At 67.3% G+C, this 15,249-nt stretch carries 18 protein-coding genes; 10 read left to right on the top strand and 8 right to left on the bottom strand.

Going from position 1 to position 15,249, the window contains the following annotated elements; translation table 11 throughout:
* Positions 1–5: 5 nt before the first annotated feature.
* The 3 genes from ACJH7A_RS10375 to ACJH7A_RS10365 are packed head-to-tail and all read right to left on the bottom strand — an operon-like array spanning position 6 to position 4,082.
* A complete protein-coding gene (locus ACJH7A_RS10375) occupies positions 6–836 on the bottom strand; it encodes an LLM class F420-dependent oxidoreductase (RefSeq protein WP_406801901.1) in 831 nt (276 codons plus the stop codon).
* Positions 837–893: 57 nt separating this feature from the next.
* Entirely contained in the window at positions 894–2,369 is a 1,476-nt protein-coding gene (locus tag ACJH7A_RS10370) for an ATP-binding protein (RefSeq protein WP_406801900.1), read from the bottom strand.
* Positions 2,370–2,381: 12 nt separating this feature from the next.
* The gene (locus ACJH7A_RS10365; RefSeq protein ID WP_406801899.1) at positions 2,382–4,082 is read right to left on the bottom strand and encodes an FAD-dependent oxidoreductase; all 1,701 of its coding nucleotides are present in this window, start codon (positions 4,080–4,082) and stop codon (positions 2,382–2,384) included.
* Positions 4,083–4,359: 277 nt separating this feature from the next.
* On the opposite strand from ACJH7A_RS10365, the gene infA reads away from it, so the two are divergent.
* The 8 genes from infA (at position 4,360) to truA (ending at position 8,979) form a co-directional block, all read left to right on the top strand.
* Positions 4,360–4,581, top strand: a complete 222-nt coding sequence (gene infA / locus ACJH7A_RS10360; protein ID WP_003886926.1) for a translation initiation factor IF-1 — start codon at positions 4,360–4,362, stop codon at positions 4,579–4,581.
* Positions 4,582–4,627: 46 nt separating this feature from the next.
* Entirely contained in the window at positions 4,628–4,741 is a 114-nt protein-coding gene (rpmJ, locus tag ACJH7A_RS10355; RefSeq protein ID WP_003879483.1) for a 50S ribosomal protein L36, read from the top strand.
* A 155-nt stretch (positions 4,742–4,896) separates the two neighbouring features.
* Positions 4,897–5,271: a 30S ribosomal protein S13 gene (gene rpsM, locus ACJH7A_RS10350; protein ID WP_020101460.1), complete on the top strand. Its 375-nt coding sequence runs from the start codon at positions 4,897–4,899 to the stop codon at positions 5,269–5,271.
* Between the two features lie 4 nt (positions 5,272–5,275).
* A complete protein-coding gene (gene rpsK / locus ACJH7A_RS10345; RefSeq protein ID WP_020101461.1) occupies positions 5,276–5,692 on the top strand; it encodes a 30S ribosomal protein S11 in 417 nt (138 codons plus the stop codon).
* A gap of 14 nt (positions 5,693–5,706) precedes the next feature.
* A complete protein-coding gene (rpsD, locus tag ACJH7A_RS10340; RefSeq protein WP_060998918.1) occupies positions 5,707–6,312 on the top strand; it encodes a 30S ribosomal protein S4 in 606 nt (201 codons plus the stop codon).
* Between the two features lie 84 nt (positions 6,313–6,396).
* Positions 6,397–7,449, top strand: a complete 1,053-nt coding sequence (locus tag ACJH7A_RS10335) for a DNA-directed RNA polymerase subunit alpha (protein WP_020101463.1) — start codon at positions 6,397–6,399, stop codon at positions 7,447–7,449.
* Positions 7,450–7,511: 62 nt separating this feature from the next.
* Positions 7,512–8,063, top strand: a complete 552-nt coding sequence (gene rplQ / locus ACJH7A_RS10330) for a 50S ribosomal protein L17 (protein WP_020101464.1) — start codon at positions 7,512–7,514, stop codon at positions 8,061–8,063.
* On the top strand, positions 8,047–8,979 hold the full coding sequence (truA, locus tag ACJH7A_RS10325; RefSeq protein ID WP_406801898.1) for a tRNA pseudouridine(38-40) synthase TruA: 933 nt from the start codon (positions 8,047–8,049) through the stop codon (positions 8,977–8,979). The genes rplQ and truA overlap by 17 nt, the downstream gene beginning before the upstream one ends.
* Position 8,980: 1 nt before the next feature.
* Here truA and ACJH7A_RS10320 read toward each other — a convergent pair whose 3' ends face one another.
* The 5 genes from ACJH7A_RS10320 to ACJH7A_RS10300 form a co-directional block, all read right to left on the bottom strand.
* The gene (locus tag ACJH7A_RS10320; protein WP_406801897.1) at positions 8,981–9,709 is read right to left on the bottom strand and encodes a cutinase family protein; all 729 of its coding nucleotides are present in this window, start codon (positions 9,707–9,709) and stop codon (positions 8,981–8,983) included.
* A 20-nt stretch (positions 9,710–9,729) separates the two neighbouring features.
* Positions 9,730–10,335: a cutinase family protein gene (locus ACJH7A_RS10315; protein ID WP_318987043.1), complete on the bottom strand. Its 606-nt coding sequence runs from the start codon at positions 10,333–10,335 to the stop codon at positions 9,730–9,732.
* 114 nt (positions 10,336–10,449) lie between these two features.
* Positions 10,450–11,061, bottom strand: coding sequence for a cutinase family protein (locus tag ACJH7A_RS10310; RefSeq protein WP_406801927.1), 612 nt, complete (start codon positions 11,059–11,061; stop codon positions 10,450–10,452).
* A 110-nt stretch (positions 11,062–11,171) separates the two neighbouring features.
* On the bottom strand, positions 11,172–11,840 hold the full coding sequence (locus ACJH7A_RS10305) for a cutinase family protein (protein WP_318987022.1): 669 nt from the start codon (positions 11,838–11,840) through the stop codon (positions 11,172–11,174).
* Positions 11,841–11,855: 15 nt separating this feature from the next.
* The gene (locus tag ACJH7A_RS10300) at positions 11,856–12,833 is read right to left on the bottom strand and encodes an EamA family transporter (protein WP_406801926.1); all 978 of its coding nucleotides are present in this window, start codon (positions 12,831–12,833) and stop codon (positions 11,856–11,858) included.
* A gap of 120 nt (positions 12,834–12,953) precedes the next feature.
* Between ACJH7A_RS10300 and ACJH7A_RS10295 the strand changes: the two genes are divergently transcribed.
* Together ACJH7A_RS10295 and glpK are read left to right on the top strand one after the other, a co-directional pair.
* Positions 12,954–13,508: a CGNR zinc finger domain-containing protein gene (locus ACJH7A_RS10295; RefSeq protein WP_406801896.1), complete on the top strand. Its 555-nt coding sequence runs from the start codon at positions 12,954–12,956 to the stop codon at positions 13,506–13,508.
* An 86-nt stretch (positions 13,509–13,594) separates the two neighbouring features.
* On the top strand, positions 13,595–15,142 hold the full coding sequence (gene glpK / locus ACJH7A_RS10290; protein ID WP_177127374.1) for a glycerol kinase GlpK: 1,548 nt from the start codon (positions 13,595–13,597) through the stop codon (positions 15,140–15,142).
* The last annotated feature ends 107 nt before the right edge of the window (positions 15,143–15,249 follow it).

The following is a 15,249-nucleotide window of genomic DNA, read 5'->3' as shown; positions in this document are numbered from 1 at the left end:
TTCGGTTACCGCAGGCCCAGTGGGCCGGCGAGTTCGGTCAGTGCGGGTACCAAATTCTCGGGCGACGTCAGCACCTGAACCGGTACGTGGTCGGCGCCGGCGTCGAGGTGCTGCTTCAGCCGGGCGGCGATCGCATCGATGGTGCCGTAGGCGACCACGGCGTCGACCAGCCGGTCGCTACCGGGCTTGGCGATGTCAGAGTCAGTGAACCCCAGCCGTTTCCAACTGTTGAGGTAATTGTTCAGATTGAGGTAAAGCTCCAGGGCTTTGCGGCCGACCGCCCGGGCCTTGTCCGCGTCGGTCGTGAGGATCGCCTTGTGCTCGGGCGCCAGGAACGCGTCCGGCCCGATCAACTCACGCGCTTGGGCGGTGTGCTCCGGGGTGGTCAGGTAGGGGTGGGCACCGGCGCTGCGCCGGGCCGAGAGCTTCAGCACCTGCGGGCCGAGCGCGGCCACCACCCGGTGTTCCTTCGGCACGCCGTACTCGTCGAGTTTGTCCAGATACTCGTTCAGCGCATCGAGTGGCTTCTTGTATTCGGTGATGACCTCGCGGTGCCCGACGCCGATGCCGAGGAGGAACCGGCCCGGATAGGCGGTGTTGATGCGGTGGAACGATTCGGCCACCGGTCCGGCGGCCGCCGTCCAGATGTTGACGATGCCGGTAGCGACCTTCAGTCGCTCCGTCGCGCCGAGCAGTGGCTCGACCCACTCCAGTTCCGCGGGCGGGGATCCCCCGACCCAGATCGCGCCGTAGCCCAGCGCTTCGATTTCTGCTGCCTGTTGCGGCGTCGCGCCGCGCCCGAATACGCCGTAGCGTCCAAGGTCTGGTTTGGTCACCTCTGCGGCAACTGTGGGGCGCGGGCGGCTATTCCGTTCGGCGCGCGGTGATCGGAACTATCCCGTTGTCCCGGCCAGAATTTCTTCTGGCGCGGGTGCGTGCACGGGCAGCGTGACGATGAACGTGGTGTCGCCCGGCTTGGATTCGACGTAGATGTTCCCGTGGTGCTTCTCGCAGATGATGCGCCACGCCAGGTCGAGCCCCAGGCCGGTGCCCTCGCCGAACGGCTTGGTCGTGAAGAACGGCGTGAAGATGCGCTCGATGACGTCGGGCGGGATGCCCGGGCCGTTGTCGTTGATCTCGATCCGGACGGTGTCGTCGCCGGCGCGCTTGGTGCGGATGGTCAGCACGCCGCAGCCCTTCATGGCCTGCAGGGCGTTGTCGATGATGTTCGTCCACACCTGATTGAGATCGGCTGGGTAGCACTGTAATTCGGGCAGCGCGGGGTCGTACTCCTTGACCACCTTGACGCAGGTGGTGCCGTCCTTGCCGATGCGGTCACCGAACATCATCAGCGTGCTGCGCAGGAGCTCGTGCACGTCGGCGCTCTGGTAGGGCGCCCGGTCCATCTGCGAGTACTGCTTCGCGCCGGCCAGCAGCGTCGAAATCCGTTTGCTCGCTTCGGAAATCTCACACATCAGCAGCTCGGTGTCGATGGTGTATTTCAACCAGCCCAGCGCACCCTGAAGCGTCGCGGACGAGTCGCCGTCCCCGAGGGACGACGAGATGCCTTCCAGCCAAGCGACATCCAGGCCGGCGTCGACGAAAGTGGGGGCGTAGTCCCACGCGGCCGCGATGCCGTGGTCCTCGAGCCATTCGCCGATCTGGTCTTCGCGGTCGGACGCCTCGATGGCCGACAGCTCCTGGGTCCTGGCTTTGGCCACCTGCTCGGCGATGCCTTCCTGAATGCCGACCAGTACTCGCAGCGACTGCGGGCTGACCTGACCGTCGGCGAGCATAGCCAGTTTGTGGCGCATCTTGCCGATGCGGTCGTGCAGGTCCGCGACGGCGCGCGCGGTGGCGGCCGCCGGGTTGTTGAGCTGATGGGTCAGGCCGGCCGAGAGCTGGCCCAGGGCGAGGAGCTTCTCGCGCTGGCCGACGATCTGGCGCCCACGGCGGCCACCGACCTTGTGGCCCTCCAGCAGGTGCACCGCCATCGGGAATTCCTTGCGCATGAAGTCGGCGTAGGCGTTGGCGTCCAGGACGAAGAACCGCGACGGCTTGGTCACCCGCACCGACGCCTCGTAGACCGGCTGCTCGTCCGGGATGTAGGCCGACCAGGCGCCGCAGTACACGCCGCGCATCGAGGTGCGGTTGGTCTCGATGTCGATGCCGCCGGACTTCATCGACATCACCAGCTCGCCGTCGAGCATGACGTAGAAGCAGGTGGCGGGTTCGCCCTCGGTGCAGACGGGGCCGGGCTCGAACGTCGCGATGTGACCGTTGGCGCACAGCGTGTCCAGCTGCTCGTCGGTCAACGCCTCGAACAGGAACAGCGTTTTCAGTTCACTGCGCGCGCACGTCTCACCCATACCGGTCTCCTCCTACGTCTCGGCCAGATACCGGTGCACCAGCATCACTGCCATCGAGCCTTCGCCAACCGCGGCTGCGACCCGTTTGGCCGATTCAGCGCGGACATCACCTGCAACAAACACACCCGGCACACTTGTTTCCAAGTGGTGCGGCGGCCGGTCCAGGTTCCAGCCGCAGACGTCCTTGAGATCCGGGCCGGTGAGGATGAAGCCGTGGTCGTCGCGGGCGATGCCGGCGTTCTCGAGCCACTGCGTGCGCGGGGTGGCGCCGATGAAACAGCACAGTCGCGTGGACTCGACGTACTCGCGCTCGCCGGTGGCGTTGTTGACCAGCCACAGCCCGGTCAGGTGCCCGTCCTCGCCGCAGGTGTCGACCACCTCGGTACAGGTCCGGACGCTGATGTTCGGGGTGTTCTCGATCTGCTGGATCAGGTAGTAGGACATCGACGCCTCGAGCGACTTGCCGCGCACCAGCAGCGTCACCGACTTGGCCTGCTGCGACATGAACATCGCGGCCTGGCCGGCGGAGTTCGCGCCGCCGACGATGTAGACGTCCTCGCCCGCGCATTCGGAGGCCTGTGACACCGAGGCGCCGTAGAAGACACCGTTGCCGACATAGCTGTTGCCGACGCTGTCGGGATCGTCCCAGCACCCGGCGACCTGCAGATGCCGGTAGTCGACGCCGGTGGCCAGGATGACCGACCGCGCGGTGATGCTGCGGCCGTCGTCGAAGGTCAGCGTCTTGCTGGCCAGCGACGAGACGTCGAGCCCGACGACCTCACGGGTCGTGATGACCTCGGCGGCGAAGCGCTCGGCCTGCCGCCGCGCCGACGTCGTCAGCTCGGCGCCCGAGATGCCCGTCTCGAAGCCCAGGTAGTTCTCGATGCGTGAGCTGCGGCCCGCCTGTCCGCCGGTGGTGGTGCGCTCGATCAGCACCGTGCGCAGGCCCTCGGACGCGCCGTACACCGCGGCCGCCAGGCCGGCGGGGCCACCGCCGATGACGGCGAGGTCGTACATCTCCAACGACGGCGTGGTCGACAGGCCGAGCATGCCGGCCAACTGGGCGTCGGTCGGCTGGACCAGCGTCTCGCCCTGCTCGGAGATCACCACCGGCAGCTGCAGCCCATCCAGGCCGGCGGCGGTCAGCAGCTGCTTGCCCTTGGGCTCGTCCGACGCGTATGCCCGGTAGTAGTGCTGGTTGCGGGCCAGGAACTGGCGGACCTCCCACGACCGGGGATTCCACCGGTGCCCGATGACCTTGGTGTGGGGGACGGCGCGGTCGCCGACCTCATGCCAGGCCTCGAGCAGCCCGTCGATGATCGGGTACAGCTTCTCCTCGGGCGGGTCCCACGGCTTGAGCAGATAGTGGTCCAGGTCGACCAGGTTGATGGCGTTGATCGCGGCGTGGGTGTCCGCGTACGCGGTCAGCAGCACGCGGCGGGCCAGCGGGAACACGTCCATGGCCAGTTCCAGGAAGTCGATGCCGTTCATCTCCGGCATCTGGTAGTCGGCGATGAACATCGCCACGGTGTCGCCCCGCAGCTGCAGCTCGTTGATCGCGACCAGCGCGTCCTGTCCAGATTCGGCGCGTACGATCCGGTAGCGCTCACCGTAGTGTTTGCGCAGGTCGCGGGCGACGGCCCGGGACACTGCGGGATCATCGTCAACGGTGAGAATCACCGGATTGCGTGCCGGGGAAGCGGGTCCAGTCATCGCTGTTCATTATGCGCCCTGACTTGCGAAGACGATGCGCCCACCTGGGGTCAGCGGGGGTGCTGCGCGGATTTTGGTCCCAGGGGTCGAAGCGGGTATCGTGGACCAACGGTGCAGCTTCTGCGCCGGCTCTTTGCGTGCTCTGTTTTGAAGTTCCGCGGAATTGCTCCCTGGAATTCCAGGCATTACGTCCACGTTCTTGTAGCCGGGGTGGGTTCTGCGCCGAGCACGGGCGTATGAGATACGAAACCGAAGAACCAGAGGATTACCAAAGAGTATGGCCAAGAAAGACGGCGCCATCGAGGTCGAGGGTCGCGTGATCGAGCCCCTGCCCAATGCGATGTTCCGCATTGAGCTGGAGAACGGTCACAAGGTGCTCGCCCACATCAGCGGCAAGATGCGGCAGCACTACATCCGCATCCTGCCGGAGGACCGTGTCGTAGTGGAGCTCTCTCCGTACGACCTGTCCCGTGGCCGCATCGTGTACCGCTACAAGTAACGCCCAAGCACCACCAATTCAGAACCGAGAAAAGGATCGCTAAGTCGTGAAGGTGAACCCGAGCGTCAAGCCGATCTGCGACAAGTGCAGGGTGATCCGCCGCCACGGCCGGGTCATGGTGATCTGCTCTGACCCGCGGCACAAGCAGCGGCAGGGCTGAGCATCAGCTCACGCAGCACCCAAAACTGAATGCAGACCTCCCAGTACCACTGAGGGCATACGGCTCTCAACCACGTCCGGCACGGAGGCCGGACCCCGACCAAGACGGGGAACGGACTGGGATCAGACCTCCGCAACGAAAAGGAACACTGCCTGATGGCACGCCTCATGGGCGTTGATCTCCCGCGTGACAAGCGCATGGAGATCGCGCTGACCTACATCTACGGCATCGGCCGTACCCGCAGCCAGGAAATCCTGTCTGCCACCGGCATCGACCGGGACCTGCGCACCAAGGACCTCACCGACGACCAGGTGACCCAGCTGCGTGACTACATCGAAGGCAACCTCAAGGTCGAGGGTGACCTGCGCCGCGAGGTGCAGGCCGACATCCGTCGCAAGATCGAGATCGGTTGCTACCAGGGCCTGCGCCACCGTCGTGGCCTGCCCGTGCGTGGCCAGCGCACCAAGACCAACGCGCGTACCCGCAAGGGCCCGAAGCGCACCATCGCCGGCAAGAAGAAGGCCAGGTAAGTAAATGGCACCCACCAAGAAAGCCGGCGCTGCTTCCAAGCGCGGCAAGCCCACTCGTCGCCGGGAAAAGAAGAACGTCCCGCACGGCGCCGCTCACATCAAGAGCACGTTCAACAACACCATCGTCTCGATCACCGATCCCCAGGGCAACGTCATCGCCTGGGCCTCGTCGGGTCACGTCGGCTTCAAGGGTTCGCGCAAGAGCACCCCGTTCGCCGCGCAGCTCGCCGCCGAGAACGCTGCCCGCAAGGCGCAGGAGCACGGTGTCAAGAAGGTCGACGTCTTCGTGAAGGGTCCGGGTTCGGGCCGCGAGACCGCGATCCGTTCGCTGCAGGCTGCCGGCCTCGAGGTCGGCGCGATTTCCGACGTCACCCCGCAGCCGCACAACGGCTGCCGTCCGCCCAAGCGGCGCCGGGTCTAGGGAGGATTTGAAAAATGGCTCGTTATACCGGACCCGCCACCCGCAAGTCGCGCCGCCTCGGCGTCGACCTCGTCGGTGACGATCAGTCGTTCGAAAAGCGCCCCTACCCGCCCGGCCAGCACGGCCGCGCGCGGATCAAGGAGAGCGAATACCGCACCCAGCTGCAGGAGAAGCAGAAGGCTCGCTTCACCTACGGCGTCATGGAGAAGCAGTTCCGCAAGTACTACGAGGAAGCCAACCGCAAGGCTGGCAAGACCGGTGAGAACCTGCTGCAGATCCTCGAAAGCCGTCTGGACAACGTCGTGTACCGCGCCGGCCTGGCCCGTACCCGCCGGATGGCCCGTCAGCTGGTCAGCCACGGTCACTTCACCGTCAACGGTGTCAAGGTGAACATCCCGAGCTACCGGGTGTCGCAGTACGACATCATCGACATCAAGCCGAAGTCGCTGAACACCCTGCCGTTCCAGATCGCGCGCGAGGTCGCCGGTGAGCGTCCCGTGCCGTCGTGGCTGCAGGTTGTCGGCGAGCGTCAGCGCATCCTCGTGCACCAGCTGCCCGAGCGCGCCCAGATCGTCGTGCCGCTCACCGAGCAGCTGATCGTCGAGTTCTACTCGAAGTAATTCGAGTCCTGGTGGCCCGCCCAATCCCGGGCGGGCACCAACCAACCGGCATCAAATAGCGGGTGCCGAGAAGGAGATAGAAAAATGCTGATCTCTCAGCGACCCACCCTGTCCGAGGACGTGCTGGCCGAGAACCGGTCGCGGTTCACCATCGAGCCGCTGGAGCCGGGCTTCGGTTACACCCTCGGCAACTCGCTGCGGCGCACGCTGCTGTCGTCCATCCCGGGCGCAGCGGTCACCAGCATCCGCATCGACGGTGTCCTGCACGAGTTCACCACCGTCCCCGGGGTCAAGGAAGACGTCACCGACATCATCCTGAACCTCAAGGGCCTGGTCGTGTCCTCGGAAGAGGACGAGCCGGTCACCATGTACCTGCGCAAGCAGGGCCCGGGTGCCGTCACCGCCGGTGACATCGTGCCCCCGGCCGGTGTGACGGTGCACAACCCCGACATGCACATCGCCACCCTGAACGACAAGGGCAAGCTGGAGGTCGAGCTCGTCGTCGAGCGCGGCCGCGGTTACGTCCCGGCCGTGCAGAACAAGGCGTCGGGTGCCGAGATCGGCCGTATCCCGGTCGACTCGATCTACTCGCCGGTGCTGAAGGTCACCTACAAGGTGGAGGCCACCCGTGTCGAGCAGCGCACCGACTTCGACAAGCTGATCCTGGATGTCGAGACCAAGAACTCGATCGCCCCGCGCGACGCCCTGGCTTCGGCCGGCAAGACGCTGGTCGAGCTGTTCGGTCTGGCCCGCGAGCTCAACGTCGAGGCCGAAGGCATCGAGATCGGCCCGTCGCCGGCCGAGGCAGACCACATCGCCTCGTTCGCGCTGCCGATCGACGACCTGGAGCTGACCGTGCGGTCGTACAACTGCCTCAAGCGCGAGGGTGTGCACACCGTCGGCGAGCTGGTCTCGCGTACCGAGTCGGACCTGCTGGACATCCGTAACTTCGGCCAGAAGTCCATCGACGAGGTCAAGATCAAGCTGCACCAGCTGGGTCTGTCGCTCAAGGACAGCCCCGCCACGTTCGACCCGTCGCAGGTCGCCGGCTACGACGTGGCCACCGGCACCTGGAACAGCGATGCCAGCTATGACCTGGACGCCGACCAGGACTACGCCGAAACCGAACAGCTCTAAACAAGAGATTCCGTCCCGGCCCTACCTGATACGGGGGCCGGCCCCAATTAGGAGAAGTTGCAATGCCCAAACCCACCAAGGGTGCTCGCCTCGGCGGGTCGTCGTCGCACCAGAAGGCGATCCTGGCCAACCTGGCCACCTCGCTGTTCGAGCACGGCCGCATCAAGACCACTGATGCCAAGGCCCGGGCGTTGCGTCCGTACGCCGAGAAGCTCATCACCCACGCCAAGAAGGGCGCGCTGCACAACCGGCGCGAGGTGATGAAGAAGATCCGCGACAAGGACGTGGTGCACACCCTGTTCGCCGAGATCGCACCGCATTTCGCGGACCGCGAGGGCGGCTACACCCGCATCATCAAGGTCGAGAACCGCAAGGGCGACAACGCCCCCATGGCCGTGATCGAGCTGGTTCGGGAGAAGACCGTCGTCTCCGAGGCCGACCGCGCCCGTCGCGCGGCCGCCGCTCAGGCGAAGGCTGCCGAAGCCGAGGCTCCCGCTGAGGAAGCTGCTGTCGAGGCTCCGGTTGCCGAGGTCGAGGCTGCTGACGAGGGCATCGCCGACGCTCAGACCGCTGAGGCCGAGGCTGAGGCGACCGAGGATGAGGCCAAGTCCTAATCACGCTGTGAACGAGAACAAGCCCGCCATTCAGTCGAATGGCGGGCTTGTTTCTTCATCCCGTCGCTCCGCTCGCCCAGAAACTCGTTTACGGCTGGACATCTCGTACGACGGCACCGAATTCGCCGGTTGGGCACCGCAGGCCGGGCAGCGCACGGTCGCGGGTGTCATCGAGGAGACGTTGTCGACGGTGTTCCGCGAGCCGGTGCGCCTGGTCACCGCGGGCCGGACCGATACCGGCGTGCATGCCACCGGGCAGGTCGCGCATGTCGACGTGCCTTCTGCCGCACTGAGATTCGCGTATCCGCGCACACCCCGGCCGGGGGACCCCGAGTTCCTGCCGTTGGTGCGCCGGCTCGCGCGGTTCCTGCCCGCCGATGTGCGGGTGCGCCAGATCGCCCGGGCCGCAGCGGGTTTCGACGCCCGGTTCTCGGCGTTGCGGCGGCACTACGAATACCGGTTGTCGTTGGCGCCCTACGGCGTTGAGCCACAACAGGCCCGGTTCATCACGCCGTGGCCGCGGCCGCTCGATCTGGACGCGATGACGGCCGCCTCGCAGGAGTTGTTGGGGCTGCAGGATTTTGCCGCGTTCTGCCGGTTTCGGGAGGGCGCGACGACCATCCGGGATCTGCAGCGTCTGGACTGGCGGCGCTCGGGTGACCTGGTCACCGCTCACGTGACGGCCGACGCCTTCTGCTGGAACATGGTGCGGTCGCTGGTCGGCGCGTTGCTCGCCGTGGGGGAGGGCCGCCGCGAACCCGGTTGGATCGCAGGTCTTTTGACGGCCGACAGCCGGTCGAGTGAGTACGCCGCCGCCCCGGCGCGGGGCCTGACGCTGGTGTCGGTGGACTACCCGCCCGACGATCAGCTGGCGTCCCGGATCACTGTCACCCGGGACCTACGCACGCTCGACTAGCTCACGGGGCCGGCGCAGGCGGGGGCGGTGCCAAGCGGGCGGCGACGAAGTCGGCGGCCTGATCGACCATGCCGGACCCGATGTAGCCGTCCTGCAGGTGGTTCTGCCAGTCGCCCTGCAGTTGGGTGATGGTCTGCGGAAGTCCGGCCATGCACACGGGATCGGCGCCGTTGCACTGATCGATGGTGCGATCCAGGTAGGCCGCGCCGATGTTGGAGCCGCCCATGCGGTGGGTGACGTTGCCGAACAGTGCGACGGCGGCGATGTGGGTGTCCATCCCGGGCGGCAGCGGGCGGTTGAATCCGAATCCCTTGCCGTCGGACGACAATGCCACGGCCGCCGACGCCGCGCCCAGCGAGTAACCGCCGATGATCAACCTGGTGTCGGGACACCGCGCGGCCATGTCCTGGATACGCGAGCTGATGTCGTTGGCGCCCTGGGCGATCTCGACGTTGGCGGGGTAGTTCACCGCGTAGACCCCCACGTTCAGCGGTGTCTTGGCGCGCAGCGCATCGACGAATGCGCCGCCCACCCGGCCGACGCCCGGTCGCTCATTGCGGCCGCGGGCGAAGATCACCTCCGCTTGCGGGCACGGGTCCGCCGCTGCGGCGCCGATGACATCAGCGGGGGCGGCGGCCGTGGCCGCCACCAGCCCGGTGGCAACCGACGCTGCCACGCCGGCCAGGGCGACGGCAGACCGGACGGACGTCAACACGGAGCGGGGGGTCATGGCTGGAGTCTAGCGGCGCGTCACAGCCGCGCCGCTACGAACTTCGCGGCCTGGTTCACCATGCCAGACTTGATGTAGCCCGGAGCGAGGTGATCCTGCCACTCCGAACGCCACTTGTAGGGGCTGCTCGGATTACAGACCGGGTCGTCGGAATGGCAGAGATCGATGGTCCGATTCTGGTACGTCGGGCTCAACGCGGTGATGGGCAGCGCCCAGTTGGCGCCATTGCCGAAGAGCGCGACGGCCGCGATGTGCTGATCGGCGCCACGGGGCAGGGGACTGTTGAAGGTGAAGGCCGAAATGGGCACGGCGATAACCAGATCGGTGGCGGCTGCGCCCAATGAGTAACCGCCGAGCACGATTTTGGTCGCGGGGCAGTTGCGGGCGAGCCATTGCACACGCCGGCTCATGTCATTGGCGCCAACGTCGACCTGGGTGTCCGCGGGGTAATTCACCGGGTACAGACCGATATTCGGGCCGCGGAGCTGACGCAGCGCGGTGACGAATGCGGCGCCGACCTGTCCGGGTCCGGGCGGTTCCATCCGGCCGCGCGCGAACACGACCTCCGCGGGTGCGCAGGTGGCAGCGGCGTTCGCCACGCCAATGTCCGTGAGCAACACGGACATTGGCGCGACGCCGACAGTCAGAGCGGTGATCAGCACACAGAGCGTCCGGCGGCCAATCACAAATCCGATGGTATCCCGACGAATTGACGGTCTCGTCGAGAAATGATGCCAGCCTTACAACAATCCGGCGACGAAGTTGGCCGCTTCGTTGGTCGGGCCGCCCGCATAGCTCTTGTGCGCGGGCACGCTCTGACCGTCGGTCTGGCAGATCGGATCGCCCGCGTTGCACAGGTCGATGACCTTGCCGCCCCACACCGGGCTTGCCGTCAACGGCAGGCCCAACTTGGCGGACGGGTTGCCGAACACCGCGATCCCCGCGACGTGGCCGGCGGCCTCCGGCGGCAGCGGGTTGTTGAAACCGATGCCCGGAACCGGGATGGCGCCGATGACGTCCATCACCGCGGCGCCCTGCGAGTAGCCGCCGAGCACCTGCCGGGTGCCCGGGCAGTTCTCGGCCATCCACTGGACGTGGGCGCTGGCGTCGTTCGCGCCGTCAGCGGCGGCAAGGAAGTCGTACGACGCCGGGTAGACGACGGCGTAGGCCCCGACCGAGCGGCCACCGACCTTGTTGCGCAACTGATTCACGAACGCCCCGCCGACCCGGCCCAGACCGGGGTCTTCGGACGTACCGCGGGCGAACGTCACCTCGATGTCGGGGCAGTTGGCTGCGGCGGCGGTGCCGACGGCACCCAGCGACGGCGGCGTCAGCACTGTGATGCCGGCCATGATTACGGTGGTTGCGGTGCCGGCGAAGGCCCGGCGCAGTGCACTGATGATCACACCGAATCCTAACCGTGAGTCCGGATGTGGTTCGGCGACAGGCGCTTAGCGGCCGGTCAGACGCGCGAGGCGATGAACTGCGCGGCCTGCCCGATGTACTCGGACGACTCATAGCGCGAGTGCGCGAACGGGTTTCGGCCACGCGAGCAGATCGGGTCGCCCCACAGACACAGGTCGACCGAGCGGTTCGAGAACAGGCCCATGGAGTCCAGCGGATGGCTGAATTTCGCTGACGGGTTGCCGAATACGGCGGCAGCCGCGACCCGGTTCGCGAGCTCTGCGGGCAGCGGCGGTGCCGAGCCGACATCGCCGATGCGGTCACCGAGCGGCGGAACGCCGGCCAGCATGTCGACGACCGCGGCGCCCTGCGAGTACCCACCGAGCACGATCTTGGTGCTGGGGCACTGCTGCGCCATCAAGGCGATGCGGTTCTGCGCGTCCGCCGCGCCGTCCTGTGCGGTGAGGAAGTCGTAGGACGCCGGGTACTCGACGGCGTAGCCGGTGACCGTGCGGCTGCCGACCAGGGGCTGGATGGCGTCGACCAGGACCGAGCCGACGCGGCCCATGCCGGGGTCGTCGTGCGTGCCGCGGGCGAAGATCACCTCGATGTTCGGGCAGGGGTCTGCCTGGGCGGGTGCCGACGGCAGCAGCGCGGTTCCGGAGATGACGGTGGCGGCGATTGCGGCCACTCGGACCGACATGCTGAGCAAGGTCACGCGGGCCATCTTCACATATGGGCCTCAGCTACGGCCAATTGTTTGACCTGCTGGCAAACCCTCCGGGCTGTCGGGCCAGTCGTCGTGCCAGGTCGCTTCGCCGCGGTCGCCCTGGCGGGCAAGCGCCAGACCGGCCAGCACCACCGCGCCGCCCAGCAATTGGATTCCGGTGATGGCCTCACCCAGCAGTGCCCAGGCCGCCAGCACGGCGAACATCACCTCGGACAGGCCGACCAGTGAGGCGAACCGGGGCTGCAGCCGGGCGATGCCCATGATGCCGAAGGTGTAGGCCAGCGCGGTCGGCACGATGGCCAGGGCGATGACGGGGACCAGCCAGGACGTCGTCAGGCCGGCCAGCGTGGTGGCATGACTGGTGAAGGCCAGCGGCATGACGCCCGAGACGCCCAGCAGTGCCACCGCCGCGGCGCCGACGATCAGGCCGCCGGTGGCCAGGGTGATGGAGTGCAGGCCGGTGCCGTCGGCGCTGGCCTTGTCGGACATGACGAAGTAGCAGGCAGCGCAGATGGCGGCGCCCATGCCCCAGGCGATGCCGGCGAGGCTGATCTGGGTTCCGGTGTGGCTGCCGGGCCCGACCAGGCCGAGCACCAGCGTGATGCCGGCGATGGCGATCGCGACGCCGGCGAGCGTGAGGGTGCTGGGGCGGCGCCGGGTCGTGGCCCATACCCAGCCGACCACCAGCAGGGGTGCGGCGTACTCGAGCAGCAGGGCCACGCCGACCGGCAGATAGGTGACGGCGTTGAAGTAGCACAGCTGGGCGCCCGCGATCGGGATGGCGCCGTAGGCGATGACGGTCCCTTTGTGGCTCAGGGCCTCGCGCAGCCAGCCCCGGCGCAGGATGGTCGCGACGACGGCCATGATGAGCGCGCCGCCGGTCAGCCGGGCGACCACCGCGGCGGTGGGGCTCCAGCCGGCCTCGATCAGGGACTTGCCGAGCGCGCCGGCCATGCCGAAGGTGAACGCCGATGCGACGGCGAAGATCATGCCGGTCCGGAAGTGGCCGGCCGTGGTGCCGTTCGACGCAGTCACGGGCCACCTCCGATGATGTAATGAGTGAAGTTGGGATTGGTCATGACGCTACGGAGGGCGGGTGTAACGAGTCAAATGAATTTCAGTCATGACACGGAACTCACGCTGCGCGCGGCGTGCGTGTTGATCAACAGTGATCGGGTCGACGGTGACCAACTGGCCGATCTGGCGGCCCTCGACGGGTATCTGAACGACTTCGGCTGGACGGGCCGGCGCGACCGCAACACCGCGGAGCTGGCCGCCGTGCAGGCGCTCCGCGAGCGCCTCGGTGAGTTGTGGGCCGTGGTTGGGGACGAGGAGGCGGTGGTCGACCGTGTCAACGCCCTGCTCCGCGACACCCGCGCCAACCCATGGCTGACGCGGCACCCCGAGATGCCGGAATGGCACCTGCACCTGGCGGCCGACCGGGACCCACTGGCCCAGCGGATGGGCGCCGAGATGGCGATGGCCCTCGCCGACCTGATCCGCGCCGGTGAACTGCGCCGGCTCAAGACGTGCGCGGCGTCGGACTGCACCGCGGTGCTGATCGACATGTCGCGCAACCGATCCCGCATCTTCTGCGACACCGGGAACTGCGGGAACCGGCAGCACGTCGCGGCGTACCGCGAACGTCGCGCCCGCGAGAACTGACAGTCGGCGTCCGACGCGCCCGGCGCCGGATACCGCAATGCATCGCGTGACGAGCCCGCGTCTCCTACCGTGATGTCCGACAGCGGATGCAGTGTTTTGAGCGGAAGGACGGGCCATTGGCCGAATTCGTGGCGGCCATCGACCAGGGCACCACCAGCACCCGGGCGATGATCTTCGATCACTCAGGTCGCGAGGTCGGACGCCACCAGCTCGAGCACGAGCAGATCCTGCCGCGGGCCGGGTGGGTCGAGCACAATCCCGTCGAGATCTGGGAGCGCACTGGCTCGGTGCTGCAGACCGCGCTGAACAAGACCCGGCTGTCGGCGTCCGATCTGGTCGCGCTCGGTATCACCAACCAGCGTGAGACGACCATGGTGTGGAACAAGCACACCGGACGCCCGTACTACCACGCGATCGTGTGGCAGGACACCCGCACCGACCGCATCGCCTCGGCCCTGGAACGCGACGGCCACGGCGACGTCATCCGCCGCAAGGCCGGCCTGCCGCCGGCGACCTACTTCTCCGGCGGCAAGATCCAGTGGATCCTCGAGAACGTCGACGGCGTGCGGGAAGCCGCCGAACGCGGTGACGCGATCTTCGGCACGTGCGACACCTGGGTGCTGTGGAACCTGACCGGCGGCACGCGCGGCGGCGTGCACGTCACCGACGTCACCAACGCCAGCCGCACCATGCTGATGAACCTCGAGACCCTCGACTGGGACGACGAACTGTTGTCGTTCTTCGGGATTCCACGCCAGATGTTGCCGACCATCGCGTCGTCGTCGGTGTCGGAGCCCTACGGGCTGACGGCGGCCGACGGCCCGCTCGGTGCCCCGGTACCCGTCACCGGCATCCTCGGCGACCAGCAGGCCGCCATGGTCGGGCAGGTGTGTCTGTCGGCGGGCGAGGCCAAGAACACCTATGGCACAGGCAATTTCCTGCTGCTCAACACCGGCGAGAAGATCGTGCGCTCCGAGCACGGGCTGCTCACGACGGTGTGCTACCGGTTCGGTGACGCGAAACCCGTTTACGCCCTTGAGGGTTCGATTGCCGTCACCGGATCGGCCGTGCAGTGGCTGCGGGACCAGTTGGGCATCATCGCGGGGGCCTCCGACAGTGAGACGCTCGCCCGCCAGGTCGAGGACAACGGCGGCGTCTACTTCGTGCCGGCGTTCTCGGGACTCTTTGCGCCGTACTGGCGTTCGGACGCGCGCGGCGCGATCGTCGGCCTGTCGCGGTTCAACACCAACGCCCACATCGCCCGGGCCACACTCGAAGCCATCTGCTACCAGAGCCGCGACGTCGTCGACGCCATGGCCGCGGACTCCGGCGTCCACCTCGAGGTACTCAAGGTCGACGGCGGCATCACCGCCAACGAACTGTGCATGCAGATCCAGGCCGACGTGCTGGGCGTCGAAGTGGTGAAACCCGTTGTCGCCGAGACCACTGCGCTCGGCGCGGCCTACGCCGCGGGGCTGGGGGTCGGCTTCTGGTCGAACCCCGACGAGCTGCGCGCCAACTGGCAGGAGCACAAGCGCTGGGCGCCGTCGTGGGACGACGGCCAGCGCTCCGCCGGGTACGCCGGCTGGCAGAAGGCCGTCGGCCGCACCCTGGACTGGGTCGACGTCTCCTAGGGATTTGTGCACGATTTTCCGCGGTCGGCGCGGAAAATCGTGCACAAATCCCCGAGAAAACTGGCGTCGGGACGGGTGGCCGTCCGCGGTTAGGCTGCTAGCCGGGG

Source organism: Mycobacterium sp. SMC-17, from assembly GCF_045310915.1.
Taxonomy (GTDB): domain Bacteria; phylum Actinomycetota; class Actinomycetes; order Mycobacteriales; family Mycobacteriaceae; genus Mycobacterium.
This window is presented reverse-complemented; position numbering and strand designations above follow the sequence as displayed.

Coding starts and splice junctions, on each gene's coding strand:
- infA (WP_003886926.1), top strand. CDS start 4,360: ATGGCCAAGAAAGACGGCGCCATCGAGGTCGAGGGTCGCGTGATCGAG.
- rplQ (WP_020101464.1), top strand. CDS start 7,512: ATGCCCAAACCCACCAAGGGTGCTCGCCTCGGCGGGTCGTCGTCGCAC.
- rpsK (WP_020101461.1), top strand. CDS start 5,276: ATGGCACCCACCAAGAAAGCCGGCGCTGCTTCCAAGCGCGGCAAGCCC.
- ACJH7A_RS10320 (WP_406801897.1), bottom strand. CDS start 9,709: ATGACCCCCCGCTCCGTGTTGACGTCCGTCCGGTCTGCCGTCGCCCTG.
- ACJH7A_RS10365 (WP_406801899.1), bottom strand. CDS start 4,082: ATGACTGGACCCGCTTCCCCGGCACGCAATCCGGTGATTCTCACCGTT.
- truA (WP_406801898.1), top strand. CDS start 8,047: ATGAGGCCAAGTCCTAATCACGCTGTGAACGAGAACAAGCCCGCCATT.
- ACJH7A_RS10370 (WP_406801900.1), bottom strand. CDS start 2,369: ATGGGTGAGACGTGCGCGCGCAGTGAACTGAAAACGCTGTTCCTGTTC.
- rpsD (WP_060998918.1), top strand. CDS start 5,707: ATGGCTCGTTATACCGGACCCGCCACCCGCAAGTCGCGCCGCCTCGGC.
- rpsM (WP_020101460.1), top strand. CDS start 4,897: ATGGCACGCCTCATGGGCGTTGATCTCCCGCGTGACAAGCGCATGGAG.
- ACJH7A_RS10335 (WP_020101463.1), top strand. CDS start 6,397: ATGCTGATCTCTCAGCGACCCACCCTGTCCGAGGACGTGCTGGCCGAG.
- ACJH7A_RS10305 (WP_318987022.1), bottom strand. CDS start 11,840: ATGGCCCGCGTGACCTTGCTCAGCATGTCGGTCCGAGTGGCCGCAATC.
- ACJH7A_RS10295 (WP_406801896.1), top strand. CDS start 12,954: ATGAATTTCAGTCATGACACGGAACTCACGCTGCGCGCGGCGTGCGTG.
- ACJH7A_RS10315 (WP_318987043.1), bottom strand. CDS start 10,335: ATGTCCGTGTTGCTCACGGACATTGGCGTGGCGAACGCCGCTGCCACC.
- glpK (WP_177127374.1), top strand. CDS start 13,595: ATGCAGTGTTTTGAGCGGAAGGACGGGCCATTGGCCGAATTCGTGGCG.
- ACJH7A_RS10310 (WP_406801927.1), bottom strand. CDS start 11,061: ATGGCCGGCATCACAGTGCTGACGCCGCCGTCGCTGGGTGCCGTCGGC.
- ACJH7A_RS10300 (WP_406801926.1), bottom strand. CDS start 12,833: ATGATCTTCGCCGTCGCATCGGCGTTCACCTTCGGCATGGCCGGCGCG.